Origin of the sequence: Pseudomonas sp. MWU13-2862 (assembly GCF_023242495.1) — a bacterium.
GTDB lineage: Bacteria > Pseudomonadota > Gammaproteobacteria > Pseudomonadales > Pseudomonadaceae > Aquipseudomonas > Aquipseudomonas gingeri_D.
The window spans coordinates 379290-395422 of record NZ_JALMEZ010000001.1 but is presented as its reverse complement, the minus strand read 5'-3'; the positions used below and the strand labels follow the sequence as shown (position 1 = coordinate 395422).

The window sequence follows — 16133 nt, the reverse complement described above, 5'->3', positions numbered from 1 at the left end:
CGTTGTGCTAACGATCTACAACACGCTCACCAAGAGCAAAGAAGTCTTCAAGCCCCTGGATGGCAACAAGGTGCGCATGTATGTCTGCGGGATGACCGTGTATGACTACTGCCACCTGGGCCATGGCCGCAGCATGGTGGCCTTCGATCTGGTCACTCGCTGGTTGCGTTTCAGCGGGTATGACCTGACGTATGTGCGCAACATCACCGATATCGACGACAAGATCATCAATCGGGCCAACGAAAACGGCGAATCGTTCGACGCGCTGACCGAGCGCATGATCACCGCGATGCACGAGGACGAGGCGCGCCTCAACATTCTCAAGCCGGACATGGAGCCGCGCGCCACGGATCATATCCCCGGCATGCTGACCATGATCCAGACCCTGATCGACAAGGGGTACGCCTACGCCCCGGGCAATGGCGACGTGTATTACCGCGTCGCCAAGTTCATGGGCTACGGCAAGTTGTCGCGCAAGAAAATCGAAGATCTGCGCATCGGGGCGCGGATCGAAGTCGACGAAGCCAAGCAGGATCCGCTGGACTTCGTCCTGTGGAAAGGCACCAAGCCCGGCGAGCCGAGCTGGGAGTCGCCATGGGGCGCTGGGCGTCCGGGCTGGCATATCGAGTGCTCGGTGATGTCCACCTGCTGCCTGGGCGAGACCTTCGATATTCATGGCGGCGGCAGCGACCTCGAGTTCCCGCACCATGAAAACGAAATCGCCCAGAGCGAGGCGGCCACCGGCAAGACCTACGCCAATGCCTGGATGCACTGCGGCATGATCCGCATCAATGGCGAGAAGATGTCCAAGTCCTTGAACAACTTCTTCACCATTCGCGATGTGCTGGACAAGTACCACCCGGAAGTCGTGCGTTACCTGCTGGTGTCGAGCCACTACCGCAGCGCCATCAACTACTCGGAAGACAACCTCAAGGATGCCAAGGGCGCCCTGGAGCGTTTCTACCATGCGCTCAAAGGCCTGCCGAATGTGCCGGCAGCCGGTGGCGAGGCGTTCGTCGAGCGTTTCACCCGGGTGATGAACGATGACTTCGGCACGCCGGAAGCCTGTGCGGTGCTGTTCGAGATGGTGCGTGAGATCAACCGTCTGCGCGAGAGTGATCTGGCTGCGGCGGCCGGTCTGGCGGCGCGTCTGAAAGAGCTGGCCAGCGTGCTCGGCGTCTTGCAGTTGCAAGCCGACGACTTCCTGCAGGCGGGTGCCGAAGGGCGGGTCGATGGGGCTGAAGTCGACGCGCTGATCCAGGCACGTCTGGCAGCACGGGCCAACAAGGACTGGGCGGAATCCGACCGTATCCGCGACCAGATCACCGCCATGGGCGTGGTGCTGGAAGACGGCAAGGGCGGGACCACCTGGCGTCTGGCTGACTGAGCCGGGTTCCTGTGGCAACAAAAAACCGCCGATTGGCGGTTTTTTGTTGGGTGAAGGCCTTCAGCGTTGTGGTGTCGCTGAAGGCTCCATCGCCTCAGGCATGCAGCGTTTCGGCGGCATACAAGGTGTTTTCCAGCAGGCAGGCGCGGGTCATCGGGCCGACGCCACCCGGAACCGGAGTGATCCAGCCGGCACGGGGCAGGGCGGTCTCGTAGACCACGTCACCCACCAGCTTGCCGTCTTCCTGGCGGTTGATGCCGACGTCGATGACGATGGCGCCTTCCTTGATCCACTCGCCCTTGACCAGGCCCGGCTTGCCGGCGGCCACCACCACCAGATCGGCGCGGCCGACGTGGCCGGCCAGGTCCCGGGTGAAGCGGTGGGTGACGGTCACGGTGCAGCCGGCCAACAGCAGCTCCATGGCCATCGGCCGACCGACGATATTGGAGGCGCCGACAATCACCGCATCCATCCCGTACAGATCGACCCCGGTGCTTTCCAGCAGGGTCATGATGCCTTTCGGGGTGCACGGGCGCAGCAGCGGAATGCGCTGGGCCAGGCGACCGACATTATAAGGGTGGAAGCCGTCGACGTCCTTGTCCGGGCGAATGCGTTCCAGCAGCTTGGAGGCGTCCAGATGTTCGGGCAGCGGCAATTGCAGCAGCACGCCGTCGATCTGCGGATCGTCATTGAGGCGATCGATCAGGTCGGTGAGCGCCTGTTGGGTGGTGTCGCTAGGCAAGTCGTAGGCTTGTGAAATGAAGCCGACCTCTTCGCAGTCTTTACGCTTGTGCGAAACATAAACCTGAGAGGCAGGATCGCTGCCGACCAGAATCACCGCGAGGCCTGGCGTACGCAGGCCCTGCTGGCGACGCTCGGCGACACGTTGGGCGATCTGCTGGCGCAGACGGGCGGCGATCGCTTTGCCGTCGATTAGTTGTGCAGTCATGACGCGTGATTAACCATCGAGAGGGGTTGAAAAAGAGTGCGCATTCTCGCATGTCGTGGCGCGAGGGCAAAGGCGCTTGGTCCGGATATTCCCCTAAGCCCTTTATATATCTGAATTTTTTTTAGAAAAGAGTTGACGATCTTTCGGCTCGTCTATAACATTTGTCGCGCTTGTCGGGCATAGCCTAGCACTGGTTGAGAAGGTCGAGCAGAGTTGATGTCTGGCTCAGCAAGATTGAAGCACTTGGTTTGTAGTCGTCACCGAGTACAGATTAATAAGGCGCCCGTAGCTCAGCTGGATAGAGCATCCGCCTTCTAAGCGGATGGTCGCAGGTTCGAGTCCTGCCGGGTGCGCCATTAGGCAGCTTTGGCACAAGTAACGCAATATGGTGGGCGTAGCTCAGTTGGTAGAGCACAGGATTGTGACTCCTGTTGTCGTGGGTTCGATCCCCATCGTCCACCCCATATTTCGAAAAGCGCTAGATTAACAGTCTGGCGTTTTTGCTTTAAAGGCTTCATGCGCGGATGTGGTGGAATTGGTAGACACACTGGATTTAGGTTCCAGCGCCGCGAGGCGTAAGAGTTCGAGTCTCTTCATCCGCACCAAATAAAGTTTCATCAAGGCCGCTGGGTGTTGGTGAGGCTTAACAAGGAGGTCGATCTGATCGGTCTTTTTGAACAGGCAATATGGTGGGCGTAGCTCAGTTGGTAGAGCACAGGATTGTGACTCCTGTTGTCGTGGGTTCGATCCCCATCGTCCACCCCATATTCGAATAAAAACGCCAGATTAATTATCTGGCGTTTTTTTTTTCATCAGGTTTCGCCAAGGTCCGCTGACTTTTGCAAGGCCCAGTAAAGAAGCCGCCTTGAGCGGCTTTTTTATTGTCTCGAATTTCGCCATTCCTCGTTGCCTTGGGCACATTTCCAGCTTGTTCGTGAAGGTGTCTCTGTGCCTCGATCGGAATTTACTTGGCTGCAGCCTTCCAGTCCTTTTATCGGGTGGAGAGGGTTGCCTGGTGGCGTGGCTGATCTTGCCGAGTCAAGGCGTGGGATATAACGACGGCGATAATGGCGATGGCACGAAGGCCATCGATGTCCTGGCGATACGCAATAGGCGAATGGCTGGCGGCATGCTTCTGTGGCGGCGAACGTCCTGGTGAGGTCATCGTTGCCGGTTGCTCCAGTGCATGGCTTGCATGATAAATCGGCGCAGGTTGACTGTTAACCCGCCAAGGCAAAAGGCGGATCGCCGACCTGCGGGGGTCTGTCGGTGTGCTGGCGCAATGCTCTCCCGCGGCTCTTCTATATAGTAGAAAGGTGATTGAGTGACCGCCTGTCCGGGACGCCTGGCTCAAGGGTGGCCCATGCCCAATGATTACCTGCTGTTTTTAGCCCTTTTCAGTAGGGTGACTTCTTGAGTCTGACCCTCTAGAATGCTTGCCCTTGCTTCTGAGGTCGGAAACGGCCGGCTAATGTCTGTGCAACGAGGAATATCCATGCAAGTTTCTGTTGAAAATACATCGGCTCTTGAGCGCCGCATGAGCATCACCGTGCCAGCTGAGCGCATCGAGACCCAGGTCAACAAGCGTCTGCAGCAGACTGCCCAAAAGGCCAAGATTGCAGGCTTCCGCCCTGGCAAGGTGCCAATGAGCGTGATTCGCCAGCGTTACGAGGCGGATGCCCGCCAGGAAGCCGTGGGCGATGTGATCCAGTCCTCCTTCTACGAAGCCGTGGTTGAGCAGAAGCTGAACCCGGCTGGTCAGCCTTCTGTCGAGCCGAAAGTGCTGGAGAAGGGCAAAGACCTGGAATACGTTGCTACGTTCGAAGTGTTCCCTGAGTTCACCGTTGCCGGTTTCGACTCCATCGCTGTCGAGCGCCTGAGCGCCGACGTGGCGGACTCGGATCTGGACAACATGCTGGAAATCCTGCGCAAGCAGAACACCCGTTTCGAAGTGGCCGATCGCGCCGCCCAGAACGAAGACCAGCTGAACATCGATTTCGTCGGCAAGGTCGACGGTGAAGTCTTCGCCGGTGGTTCCGCCAAGGGCACCCAACTGGTGCTGGGCTCCAATCGCATGATCCCGGGCTTCGAAGATGGCCTGGTAGGCGCTAAAGCCGGTGAAGAACGCGTTCTGAGCCTGACTTTCCCTGCTGACTACCAGAACCTGGACCTGGCTGGCAAAGCTGCCGAGTTCACCGTGACCGTCAATACTGTGTCCGCACCGACCCTGCCTGAGCTGAACGAAGCCTTCTTCGCCCAGTTCGGCATCAAGGAAAGCGGCATTGACGGCTTCCGCACCGAAGTTCGCAAGAACATGGAGCGTGAGCTGCGCCAGGCGATCAAATCCAAGGTCAAGAACCAGGTCATGGACGGTCTGCTGGCCGCCAACCCGATCGAAGTGCCGAAGGCCCTGCTGTCCAACGAAGTGGATCGTCTGCGCGTGCAGGCCGTTCAGCAGTTCGGCGGCAACATCAAGCCTGACCAGCTGCCGGCCGAGCTGTTCGAAGAACAAGCCAAGCGCCGCGTCGTGCTGGGCCTGATCGTGGCTGAGGTGGTCAAGCAGTTCGAGCTCAAGCCTGACGAAACCCGCGTGCGTGAGCTGATCCAGGAAATGGCCTCGGCCTACCAGGAACCAGAGCAGGTTGTGTCGTGGTACTACAAGAACGACCAGCAACTGAACGAAGTTCGTTCGGTTGTGCTGGAAGAACAAGTTGTGGATACTGTTCTGCAGAAGGCGAATGTGACCGATAAATCGGTCTCCTACGAAGAAGCAGTCAAGCCGGTGGAAGCTCCACAAGCCGACTGATTTTCTGACTCGTTGGAAATACACACCATAAGCCAGCCTCGCGCTGGCTTATGCGTATTCAAGACATGACTATTTGGGAGTGACTGCAGAGCATGTTCCGTAATTCTTATATTCAGCAGAACTCTGATATCCAGGCCGCAGGCGGCCTGGTCCCGATGGTTGTCGAGCAGTCCGCTCGTGGCGAGCGCGCCTATGACATCTACTCGCGCCTTCTCAAGGAGCGGGTGATTTTTCTGGTGGGCCCGGTAGAGGACTACATGGCCAACCTGATCTGTGCGCAGCTGCTGTTCCTTGAAGCGGAAAACCCGGACAAGGACATCCATCTCTATATCAACTCCCCGGGCGGTTCGGTGACAGCGGGCATGTCGATCTACGACACCATGCAGTTCATCAAGCCAAACGTGTCGACCACCTGTATCGGCCAGGCGTGCAGCATGGGCGCGTTCCTGCTGACGGCCGGTGCCGAAGGCAAGCGTTTCTGCCTGCCGAACTCGCGTGTGATGATTCACCAGCCACTGGGCGGTTTCCAGGGCCAGGCGTCGGATATCGAAATCCATGCCAAGGAAATCCTCTTCATTCGCGAGCGTCTCAACACGCTGATGGCCAAGCATAGCGGGCGCACGCTGGAAGAAATCGAGCGCGATACCAACCGTGACAACTTCATGAGCGCAGAAGCCGCGCGTGACTACGGGTTGATCGATGCAGTGATCGACAAGCGCCCCGCTTAACATTAAGCAGCGCAAAATAGGGCTGGTCGGCTGTTCCGATCACCAGCGGGCTTGAAAAAGCCCGCAATAGCCTTCATCTTGTGTTGCAAGCCTATCGGATTTGGATCGAACGAATGACTGACACCCGCAACGGCGAGGACAACGGCAAGCTGCTCTATTGCTCCTTCTGCGGCAAAAGCCAGCATGAAGTACGCAAGTTGATCGCCGGCCCCTCGGTCTTTATCTGCGACGAGTGCGTCGACCTGTGCAATGACATCATCCGTGAGGAGGTGCAGGAAGCACAGGCTGAAAGCAGCGCGCATAAATTGCCTTCGCCTAAAGAAATCAGCGGCATCCTTGATCAGTATGTGATTGGTCAGGAACGTGCGAAAAAGGTTCTGGCGGTAGCGGTCTACAACCACTACAAGCGTCTGAACCAGCGTGACAAGAAAAGTGACGACGTCGAGCTCGGCAAAAGCAACATCCTGCTGATCGGTCCGACCGGCTCGGGTAAGACCTTGCTGGCTGAAACCCTCGCTCGCCTGCTGAATGTGCCGTTCACCATCGCTGACGCAACCACCCTCACCGAGGCGGGTTATGTGGGCGAAGACGTGGAAAACATTATTCAGAAACTGTTGCAGAAGTGCGACTACGATGTGGAAAAGGCCCAGATGGGCATTGTCTACATCGACGAAATCGACAAGATTTCCCGCAAGTCCGATAACCCGTCGATCACCCGGGACGTTTCCGGTGAAGGCGTGCAACAGGCCTTGCTGAAGTTGATCGAAGGCACGGTGGCCTCCGTTCCGCCCCAGGGCGGTCGCAAGCACCCACAGCAGGAATTCCTGCAAGTGGACACCCGCAACATCCTGTTTATCTGTGGTGGTGCGTTCTCAGGTCTGGAAAAGGTTATTCAGAACCGTTCCACCCGTGGTGGCATCGGTTTCAGCGCCGAAGTGCGTAGCAAGGAAGAAGGCAAGAAGGTGGGCGAGTCCCTGCGTGAAGTCGAACCTGACGATCTGGTCAAGTTCGGTCTGATCCCGGAATTCGTCGGTCGCCTGCCGGTCCTGGCCACGCTCGACGAGCTGGATGAGGCTGCGTTGATGCAGATTCTCACCGAGCCGAAGAACGCCTTGACCAAGCAGTATGCCAAGCTGTTCGAAATGGAAGGGGTTGACCTGGAATTCCGTGCCGATGCACTGAAATCCGTCGCCAAGCGTGCCCTGGAGCGTAAAACCGGTGCCCGTGGTCTTCGTTCGATCCTCGAAGGCGTCCTGCTCGACACCATGTATGAAATCCCCTCGCAGTCCGAGGTGAGCAAAGTGGTGATCGATGAAAGCGTGATCGAGGGTAAATCCAAGCCGCTGTACATCTACGAGAACAGTGAGCTGCAGGCAAAGGCCGCGCCTGACGCCTGAGTGCGGCAGACTGTGACCTGACAAGGGGCCTTCGGGCCCCTTTTCTTTTGGCGCTTGTTTTTTTCCGAACAAGCCCCCATCTTGGTTTCAAGCTTATCCATCTGTTTCCGGCCGTACGGCCGCCGTAGAGGCGAAATCATGAAGACAACCATCGAATTGCCTCTCCTGCCATTGCGTGATGTCGTGGTGTATCCGCACATGGTGATCCCGCTGTTCGTGGGGCGCGAGAAGTCTATCGAAGCCCTCGAGGCCGCGATGACGGGCGACAAGCAGATCCTGCTGTTGGCCCAACGTAATCCTGCCGATGATGACCCGGGCGAAGATGCGCTGTATCGCGTAGGTACAGTCGCCACCGTATTGCAGTTGCTGAAATTGCCTGATGGCACCGTCAAGGTGCTGGTCGAGGGCGAGCAGCGCGGCACCGTCGAGCGTTTCAGCGAGGTTGACGGCTACTGCCGCGCCGAAGTGGCGCTGATCGACGAGGTCGATGCCCCGGACCGTGAGTCCGAAGTCTTTGTCCGCAGCCTGCTGGCACAGTTCGAACAATATGTGCAGTTGGGCAAGAAAGTCCCGGCTGAAGTACTGTCGTCGTTGAACAGCATCGACGAGCCGAGCCGCCTGGTCGATACCATGGCCGCGCACATGGCCTTGAAGATCGAACAGAAGCAGGAAATTCTCGAAATCGTCGACCTGTCGGCCCGTGTCGAGCACGTGCTGGCCCTGCTCGACGCCGAAATCGACCTGCTGCAGGTCGAGAAACGCATCCGTGGTCGCGTCAAGAAGCAGATGGAGCGCAGTCAGCGCGAGTACTACCTGAATGAGCAAATGAAAGCCATTCAGAAGGAACTGGGCGACAGCGACGAAGGCCATAATGAAGTCGAAGAGCTGAAAAAGCGCATCGATGCCGCCGGTCTGCCGAAAGATGCCATGACCAAGGCCCTGGCCGAGTTGAACAAGCTCAAGCAGATGTCGCCGATGTCCGCGGAAGCGACCGTGGTGCGCTCCTACCTCGACTGGTTGGTGCAGGTGCCGTGGAAGGCCCAGAGCAAGGTGCGCCTGGACCTGGCGCGGGCCGAAGATATTCTCGACGCGGACCATTATGGCCTGGACGAAGTCAAGGAACGTATCCTCGAATACCTCGCCGTGCAGAAGCGCGTGAAGAAAATTCGGGGGCCGGTACTGTGCCTCGTCGGACCTCCGGGCGTGGGTAAAACTTCCCTGGCTGAGTCGATTGCTCACGCGACCAATCGAAAATTCGTACGCATGGCCCTCGGTGGTGTGCGTGACGAAGCGGAAATTCGTGGTCATCGACGGACTTATATCGGTTCGATGCCAGGAAGATTGATACAAAAGATGACAAAGGTTGGCGTGCGCAACCCGCTGTTCCTGCTCGATGAAATCGACAAGATGGGCAGCGACATGCGTGGCGATCCGGCCTCGGCGCTGCTCGAGGTGCTGGACCCGGAACAGAACCACAATTTCAACGACCACTACCTGGAAGTTGACTACGACCTGTCCGATGTCATGTTCCTCTGCACCTCCAACTCGATGAACATCCCGCCGGCGCTGCTCGACCGGATGGAAGTGATCCGCCTGCCGGGTTACACCGAGGACGAGAAGATCAACATCGCCACCAAGTACCTGTCGCCCAAGCAGATCCAGGCCAATGGCCTGAAGAAGGGCGAGCTGGAATTCGAGGTCGAGGCGATTCGCGACATCATTCGCTACTACACCCGCGAAGCCGGTGTGCGGGGGCTGGAGCGGCAAATCGCCAAGGTCTGCCGCAAGGCGGTGAAAGAGCACTCCTTGGAAAAACGCTTCTCGGTCAAGGTCACCTCCGACCTGCTGGAGCATTTCCTCGGCGTGCGTAAATTCCGCTACGGCCTGGCCGAGCAACAGGATCAGATCGGTCAGGTCACGGGCCTGGCCTGGACCCAGGTCGGTGGCGAGTTGTTGACCATCGAAGCCGCCGTGGTACCGGGCAAGGGCCAGTTGATCAAGACCGGCTCCCTGGGCGATGTCATGGTCGAGTCGATCACCGCCGCGTTGACCGTGGTGCGCAGCCGCGCCAAGAGCCTGGGGATCCCCCTGGACTTCCATGAGAAGCGCGACACCCATATCCATATGCCGGAAGGGGCGACGCCGAAAGACGGCCCTAGCGCTGGTGTAGGAATGTGTACGGCCCTGGTGTCAGCCTTGACTGGCATTCCTGTGCGTGCCGACGTGGCCATGACCGGTGAAATTACCTTGCGCGGTCAGGTGCTGGCCATTGGTGGTTTGAAGGAAAAATTGCTGGCGGCACATCGTGGTGGGATCAAGACCGTCATCATTCCAGAAGAGAATGTGCGCGATCTGAAGGAAATTCCTGACAATATCAAGCAGGATCTTCAGATTAAACCGGTTAAATGGATTGACGAGGTCCTGCAAATTGCGCTGCAATACGCGCCGGAGCCCTTGCCAGATGTGGTTCCGGAGATCGTCGCGAAAGATGAGAAGCGCGACTCCGATTCTAAGGAAAGAATCAGCACGCATTAAGTACGGATCAAGCCTGGGTGGCTTCCTTGACAGCTTTTTAGAGCCCTTGTTATAAAGCGGCTCTTAAGTGTCTGTAGGCCATTCAGCACAGGTTTAGCTTTCACCCAAAAACTTAGAAATATACTCAATAGATATAAGGGGACTTAGAGTGAACAAGTCGGAACTGATTGATGCTATCGCTGCATCCGCTGATATCCCGAAAGCTGCTGCTGGCCGTGCGCTGGATGCAGTCATCGAATCCGTCACTGGCGCTCTGAAGGCTGGCGACTCCGTTGTACTGGTAGGTTTCGGCACCTTCTCCGTGACCGACCGTCCTGCTCGCATCGGTCGCAACCCTCAGACCGGTAAGACGCTGGAAATCGCTGCTGCCAAAAAGCCAGGTTTCAAAGCCGGCAAAGCACTGAAAGAAGCTGTCAACTGACATTCGTTCAAGCCTTTGCCTATCCGGGTCGGGTTATTGCCTGATCTGGCCGCGGAGCGGTGAAGCGGTCGGCCAGGGTCCTTTTTCAGGGCCGGCCTGACACGCCGAGGGACGCGTATCGAGCCCTCATCCGCTCTGCCAGTTACGAGAAGGCGCATCCTCGGATGCGCCTTTCTTCTATCCGGATTCTACCCACGCTCCACGGTTGCCCACATTGAAGTTCAACCGTTTCTGGGGGACGCATGCTGCAAAATATCAGGGACAATTCACAAGGCTGGATTGCCAAGACCATCATCGGAGTCATCGTCGCATTGATGGCGCTGACCGGTTTCGATGCCATTTTCAGGGCCACCTCCACTAGCCAGGACGCGGCCAAGGTCAACGGTGACGAGATCACCCAGACCGAGCTGAGCCAGGCGGTCGACATGCAACGTCGCCAACTCATGCAACAGCTGGGCAAGGATTTCGATGCCTCGTTGCTGGATGAGAAAATGCTCCGCGAATCCGCCCTCAAGGGGCTGATCGATCGCAAGCTGCTGCTGCAGGGCGCCGAGAAGTCGAAGTTCGCTTTCTCCGAGGGTGCTCTGGACCAGGTCATCCTGCAAACCCCTGAATTCCAGGTGGACGGCAAGTTCAGCTCCGATCGTTTCGACCAGGTGATTCGTCAACTGGGCTACGGTCGTATGCAATTCCGCCAGATGCTGGCTCAGGAAATGCTGATCGGCCAGATCCGTGCCGGTCTGGCGGGCAGTGGTTTCGTCACTGATGCCCAGGTACTGGCGTTTGCCCGTCTGGAAAAACAGACCCGCGATTTCGCTTCGCTGAACGTGCCGGTCGATCTGTCGGCGGTCAAGCTGACCGATGACGAGGTCAAGGCCTACTACGACAAGCACGCCAAGGAGTTCATGACGCCGGACCAGGTGGTCGTCGATTACCTGGAGCTGAAGAAGTCCTCGTTCTTCGATCAGGTCACCGTCAAGGATGAAGACCTGCAGGCGCTGTATCAGAAAGAAACCGCGAACCTCGCTGAACAGCGTCGTGCCGCGCACATTCTGATCGAAGTGAATGACAAGGTGAACGACGCACAGGCCAAGGCGAAGATCGAAGAGATCCAGCAGCGCCTGGCCAAGGGTGAGCATTTCGACGCCCTGGCCAAGGAGTTCTCCCAGGACCCGGGTTCGGCCAGCCATGGCGGTGACCTCGGTTTCGCCGGCCCGGGTGTCTATGACCCGGCCTTTGAAAAGGCGCTGTATGCCTTGACCAAGGACCAGGTGTCGGGACCGGTGCGCAGCGAGTTCGGTTATCACCTGATCAAGTTGCTGGGCGTCGAGGCACCGCAAGTGCCGACCTTCGCCAGCCTGAAGGACAAGCTGACCCGCGAGCTGAAAAACCAGCAAGTGGAACAGCGTTTCGTCGAGGCGACCAAGCAGCTCGAAGACGCCTCGTTCGAAGCTTCCGACCTGGCCCAGCCGGCCCAGGACCTGAACCTGAAGGTGCACACCTCAGCGCCGTTCGGGCGTGAAGGTGGTGAAGGTGTAGCAGCCAACCGTGCCGTCGTGACGGCGGCGTTCAGTCCGGAAGTGCTGGATGAGGGTGCCAACAGCACCGCCCTCGAGCTGGATCCGGACACCGTGGTGGTATTGCGTGCCAAGGAACACCACAAGCCTGAGCAACTGCCTCTGGCCAGCGTGGATGCGCCGATTCGCAAGCAATTGACCAAGGAGCACGCCACGGCGGCGGCCAAGGTCAAGGCTGACGAACTGATCGCCAGCCTGCGTGAAGGCAAGGCACTGCCGGCCGGCCAGACCTGGAAAACCCAGGAAGCCGTCACCCGCGGTCAGGAAGGTGTTGATCCGGCAGTGCTGCAAGCGCTGTTCCGCATGCCCAAGCCCGAAGGCAAGGACAAGCCGACCTTCAGCACCGTGACCCTGGCTGATGGCAGCCTGGTGCTGGTGCGTCTGAACGGCGTGAACGAAGGCGCGGCACCAAGCGAAGAAGAGAAGGCGTCCTATCGTCGCTTCCTCGCCTCCCGTGCCGGCCAGCAGGACTTCGCGGCCTACCGCAAGCAGCTGGAAGGCCAGGCGGACATCAAGCGCTTCTGAGGCACTTGATTCAGCCAACGCTCGCTACATAAAAAAAGACCGCTCATTGAGCGGTCTTTTTTTATGTCCGGGAAACAGGAGTCGTCGCTCGGCGTACCTACACTGGACCCGTCCCGGGCACCAGGAACGCCGCTTCCAGCAACTGTTTTGTATAAGGATGTTGCGGCGCGGCAAAGATGTCCTTTGCGTCGCCTTGTTCAACGGCCTTGCCATGCTTGACCACCATCAGCTGGTGGCTCAGCGCCTTGACCACCGCCAGGTCGTGGCTGATAAACAGGTAGGTCAGGTTGTACTTGATCTGCAACGAGCGCAGCAGTTCGACGACCTGGCGCTGCACCGTGCGGTCGAGGGCCGAGGTCGGCTCGTCGAGCAGGATCAACGCCGGCTTGAGCACCAGCGCCCGGGCAATGGCGATGCGCTGGCGTTGTCCGCCGGAGAACTCGTGGGGGTAGCGGTTGCGGGTTTCCGGATCCAGGCCGACTTCTTTCAGCGCCGCGATGATCGCCGCTTCCTGTTCCTGCTCGTTACCGATCTTATGGATGCGCAGACCTTCGCCGACAATCTGGCTGACGCACATGCGCGGGCTGAGGCTGCCGAACGGGTCCTGGAACACCACCTGCATTTCCCGACGCAACGGTCGCACCTGCTTCTGCGACAGGCCGCTCAACGACTGGCCTTCGAAACGGATATCGCCCTGGCTGCCGATCAGTCGCAGGATCGCCAGGCCGAGGGTGGATTTGCCCGAGCCGCTTTCGCCGACAATGCCCAGGGTCTGGCCCCGGGGCAGGCTGAACTGGATGCCGTCCACGGCCTTCACATGGTCCACGGTGCTACGCAACAGGCCTTTCTTGATGGGGAACCAGACCTTGAGGTCGTCCACCTCCAGCAGCGGCTCACCGACCTCGGTCACGGCCGGTTCGCCACGGGGTTCGGCGCTGAGCAGTTCACAGGTGTAGGGATGTTGCGGGGCCTGGAACAGGGCTTCGCAGTCGGCCTGCTCGACGATCCGGCCGCGCTGCATGACGCACACCCGGTGGGCGATCCGGCGTACCAGGTTGAGGTCATGGCTGATCAGCAGCAGGGCCATGCCCAGGCGTGCCTGCAGTTCCTTGAGCAATTCGAGGATTTTCAACTGCACCGTCACATCGAGGGCGGTGGTCGGTTCGTCGGCGATCAGCAGCTCCGGCTCGTTGGCCAGGGCCATGGCGATCATTACACGCTGGCGCTGGCCGCCTGAGAGCTCGTGTGGGAGGGCTCTGAGGCGTTTGTGTGGCTCGGGGATGCCCACCAGCTCCAGCAGCTCCAGGGTGCGTCGAGTGGCCACCTTGCCGGTCAGGCCCTTGTGTATGCCGAGCACTTCGTTGATCTGCTTCTCGATGGAGTGCAGCGGGTTCAGCGAGGTCATCGGCTCCTGGAAGATCATCGCGATGCGATTGCCGCGGATGTGGCGGATGGTCTTCTCTTTCAGGGTCAGCAGGTCCTGCCCGGAATACTGGATCGTGCCGCTGGGATGATGGGCCAGGGGGTAGGGCAGCAGGCGCAGGATCGAGTGCGCGGTGACCGACTTGCCCGAGCCGCTTTCGCCCACCAGGGCCAGGGTTTCACCGCGACGGATATCGAAGCTGATGTTTTCCACTACCCGCTGGCGCTGCTCGCCGACCACGAACTCCACCGAGAGGTCGCGCACTTCGATCAGATTGTCCTGATTCATCTTACTTCCTCGGGTCGAAGGCATCGCGAGCGGACTCGCCGATAAACACCAGCAGGCTGAGCATCAAGGCCAGCACGGCGAACGCGCTCATGCCCAGCCAGGGCGCCTGCAGATTGGATTTGCCCTGGGCCACCAGTTCGCCCAGGGACGGCGAGCCGGCCGGCAGGCCGAAGCCGAGGAAGTCCAGGGCGGTCAAGGTGCCGATGGCGCCGGTGAGGATGAACGGCATGAAGGTCATGGTCGAGACCATGGCGTTGGGCAGGATATGGCGGAACATGATCGCGCCGTTCTGCATGCCCAGGGCCCGGGCCGCGCGGACATATTCCAGGTTGCGCCCACGGAGGAACTCGGCGCGCACCACGTCCACCAGGCTCATCCAGGAAAACAGCAGCATGATCCCCAGTAGCCACCAGAAGTTCGGCTGGACGAAGCTGGCGAGGATGATCAGCAGGTAGAGCACCGGCAGCCCGGACCAGATTTCCAGGAAACGCTGCCCGGCCAGGTCGACCCAGCCGCCATAGAAGCCCTGCAAGGCGCCGGCGATCACGCCGATGATGGAACTGAGCACGGTCAGGGTCAGGGCGAACAGCACCGAGATGCGGAAGCCGTAGATCACCCGGGCGAGCACGTCGCGGCCCTGGTCATCGGTGCCCAGCAGGTTGTCCGCCGATGGCGGGGCGGGGGCCGGGACACGCAGGTCGTAGTTGATGCTCTGATAGCTGAACGGAATCGGCGCCCACAACGTCCAGGCGTCCTTGGCCTTGAGCAGTTCGCGGATGTACGGGCTCTTGTAGTTGGCTTCCAGCGGGAACTCACCGCCGAAGGTGGTTTCCGGATACCGCTTGAGGGCCGGGAAATACCAGCCGCCGTCGTAGTGCACCAGCAGTGGCTTGTCGTTGGCGATCAGTTCGGCGCCGAGGCTCAGGACGAACAGCACCAGGAACAGCCATAGCGACCACCAGCCGCGCTTGTTGGCCTTGAAACGTTCGAAGCGTCGGCGATTGAGGGGGGATAACTGCATCTCAATGCTCCCGATGTTCGAAGTCGATCCGCGGATCGACCAGGGTGTAGGTAATGTCGCCGATCAGTTTCACCACCAGCCCCAGCAGGGTGAAGATGAACAGGGTGCCGAAGACGATCGGATAGTCGCGGTTGATCGCCGCCTCGAAGCTCATCAGGCCCAGGCCGTCGAGGGAGAAGATCACTTCCACCAGCAGGGAGCCGGTGAAGAAGATGCCGATGAAGGCCGAGGGGAAACCGGCGATAACCAGCAGCATGGCGTTGCGAAACACATGACCGTAGAGCACGCGGCGCTGGGTCAGGCCCTTGGCCTTGGCGGTGACCACGTACTGCTTGTTGATTTCATCGAGGAAGCTGTTCTTGGTCAGCAGGGTCATGGTGGCGAAGTTGCCGATGACCAGGGCAGTGACCGGCAGCGCCAGGTGCCAGAAGTAGTCGAGAATCTTCCCGCCGAAGCCCAACTGATCGAAGTTGTTCGAGGTCAGTCCGCGCAAGGGGAACCAGTTCAGGTAGCTGCCTCCGGCGAACACCACGATCAGCAGGATCGCGAACAGGAACGCCGGAATCGCATAACCGACGATGATCGCCGAACTGGTCCAGACATCGAAATGACTGCCATGGCGAGTGGCTTTGGCAATGCCCAGCGGAATGGAGACCAGGTACATGATCAGGGTGCTCCAGAGCCCGAGGGAAATTGATACCGGCATCTTTTCCTTGATCAGGTCGACGACCTTGGCATCGCGGAAGAAGCTGTTGCCGAAGTCCAGGGTCGCGTAGTTCTTGATCATGATCCACAAGCGTTCCGGCGCCGACTTGTCGAAGCCGTACATGTGCTCGATTTCCTTGATCAGGGCCGGGTCCAGGCCCTGGGCGCCGCGATAGCTGGAACCGGCCACCGAGACTTCCGCACCGCCGCCAGCGATCCGGCTGGTGGCGCCTTCGAAGCCTTCGAGCTTGGCGATCATCTGTTCCACGGGGCCGCCGGGGGCGGCCTGGATGATCACGAAATTGATCAGCAGGATGCCGAACAGGGTCGGGATGATCAGTAGCAGTCGGCGAAAAATATAGGCCAGCATC

11 protein-coding genes and 4 tRNA genes are annotated in these 16133 nt (G+C 59.2%); 11 read left to right on the top strand and 4 right to left on the bottom strand.

Annotated elements, in window-relative coordinates; genetic code table 11:
- Nucleotides 1–4: 4 nt before the first annotated feature.
- Nucleotides 5–1387: a cysteine--tRNA ligase gene (gene cysS, locus M5C56_RS01890; RefSeq protein WP_103499463.1), complete on the top strand. Its 1383-nt coding sequence runs from the start codon at nucleotides 5–7 to the stop codon at nucleotides 1385–1387.
- Nucleotides 1388–1481: 94 nt separating this feature from the next.
- Here cysS and folD read toward each other — a convergent pair whose 3' ends face one another.
- Complete coding sequence (gene folD, locus M5C56_RS01885; RefSeq protein WP_103499462.1) at nucleotides 1482–2336, bottom strand: bifunctional methylenetetrahydrofolate dehydrogenase/methenyltetrahydrofolate cyclohydrolase FolD; 855 nt, start codon at nucleotides 2334–2336, stop codon at nucleotides 1482–1484.
- 279 nt (nucleotides 2337–2615) lie between these two features.
- Here folD and M5C56_RS01880 point away from each other — a divergent pair.
- The 10 genes from M5C56_RS01880 to M5C56_RS01835 all read left to right on the top strand — a co-directional run bounded on the left by M5C56_RS01880 (nucleotide 2616) and on the right by M5C56_RS01835 (nucleotide 12325).
- Nucleotides 2616–2692 (top strand) — tRNA-Arg (locus M5C56_RS01880).
- A gap of 32 nt (nucleotides 2693–2724) precedes the next feature.
- Nucleotides 2725–2800, top strand: a tRNA-His gene (locus M5C56_RS01875).
- A 56-nt stretch (nucleotides 2801–2856) separates the two neighbouring features.
- Nucleotides 2857–2941: transfer RNA gene (locus M5C56_RS01870), tRNA-Leu, on the top strand.
- Nucleotides 2942–3025: 84 nt separating this feature from the next.
- A tRNA-His gene (locus tag M5C56_RS01865) sits at nucleotides 3026–3101 on the top strand.
- 730 nt (nucleotides 3102–3831) lie between these two features.
- Entirely contained in the window at nucleotides 3832–5142 is a 1311-nt protein-coding gene (tig, locus tag M5C56_RS01860; protein ID WP_103497806.1) for a trigger factor, read from the top strand.
- 92 nt (nucleotides 5143–5234) lie between these two features.
- Entirely contained in the window at nucleotides 5235–5870 is a 636-nt protein-coding gene (clpP, locus tag M5C56_RS01855; protein ID WP_017736926.1) for an ATP-dependent Clp endopeptidase proteolytic subunit ClpP, read from the top strand.
- Between the two features lie 113 nt (nucleotides 5871–5983).
- Entirely contained in the window at nucleotides 5984–7267 is a 1284-nt protein-coding gene (gene clpX, locus M5C56_RS01850) for an ATP-dependent Clp protease ATP-binding subunit ClpX (RefSeq protein WP_103497808.1), read from the top strand.
- Between the two features lie 138 nt (nucleotides 7268–7405).
- On the top strand, nucleotides 7406–9802 hold the full coding sequence (gene lon, locus M5C56_RS01845; protein ID WP_103497809.1) for an endopeptidase La: 2397 nt from the start codon (nucleotides 7406–7408) through the stop codon (nucleotides 9800–9802).
- A 148-nt stretch (nucleotides 9803–9950) separates the two neighbouring features.
- The gene (locus M5C56_RS01840) at nucleotides 9951–10223 is read left to right on the top strand and encodes an HU family DNA-binding protein (RefSeq protein ID WP_002552737.1); all 273 of its coding nucleotides are present in this window, start codon (nucleotides 9951–9953) and stop codon (nucleotides 10221–10223) included.
- Between the two features lie 242 nt (nucleotides 10224–10465).
- A complete protein-coding gene (locus tag M5C56_RS01835) occupies nucleotides 10466–12325 on the top strand; it encodes a SurA N-terminal domain-containing protein (protein WP_103497810.1) in 1860 nt (619 codons plus the stop codon).
- Between the two features lie 97 nt (nucleotides 12326–12422).
- On the opposite strand, the gene M5C56_RS01830 is transcribed toward M5C56_RS01835, so the two are convergent.
- From M5C56_RS01830 to M5C56_RS01820, 3 genes are read right to left on the bottom strand one after another with little or no spacing between them, the layout of a single operon-like run.
- The gene (locus tag M5C56_RS01830; protein WP_103497811.1) at nucleotides 12423–14036 is read right to left on the bottom strand and encodes an ABC transporter ATP-binding protein; all 1614 of its coding nucleotides are present in this window, start codon (nucleotides 14034–14036) and stop codon (nucleotides 12423–12425) included.
- Between the two features lies 1 nt (nucleotide 14037).
- On the bottom strand, nucleotides 14038–15057 hold the full coding sequence (locus M5C56_RS01825) for an ABC transporter permease (RefSeq protein WP_103497813.1): 1020 nt from the start codon (nucleotides 15055–15057) through the stop codon (nucleotides 14038–14040).
- A gap of 1 nt (nucleotide 15058) precedes the next feature.
- Nucleotides 15059–16132 (bottom strand): microcin C ABC transporter permease YejB, encoded by a 1074-nt coding sequence (locus M5C56_RS01820; protein WP_103497814.1) that lies wholly within the window; start codon nucleotides 16130–16132, stop codon nucleotides 15059–15061.
- Nucleotide 16133: the final 1 nt, after the last annotated feature.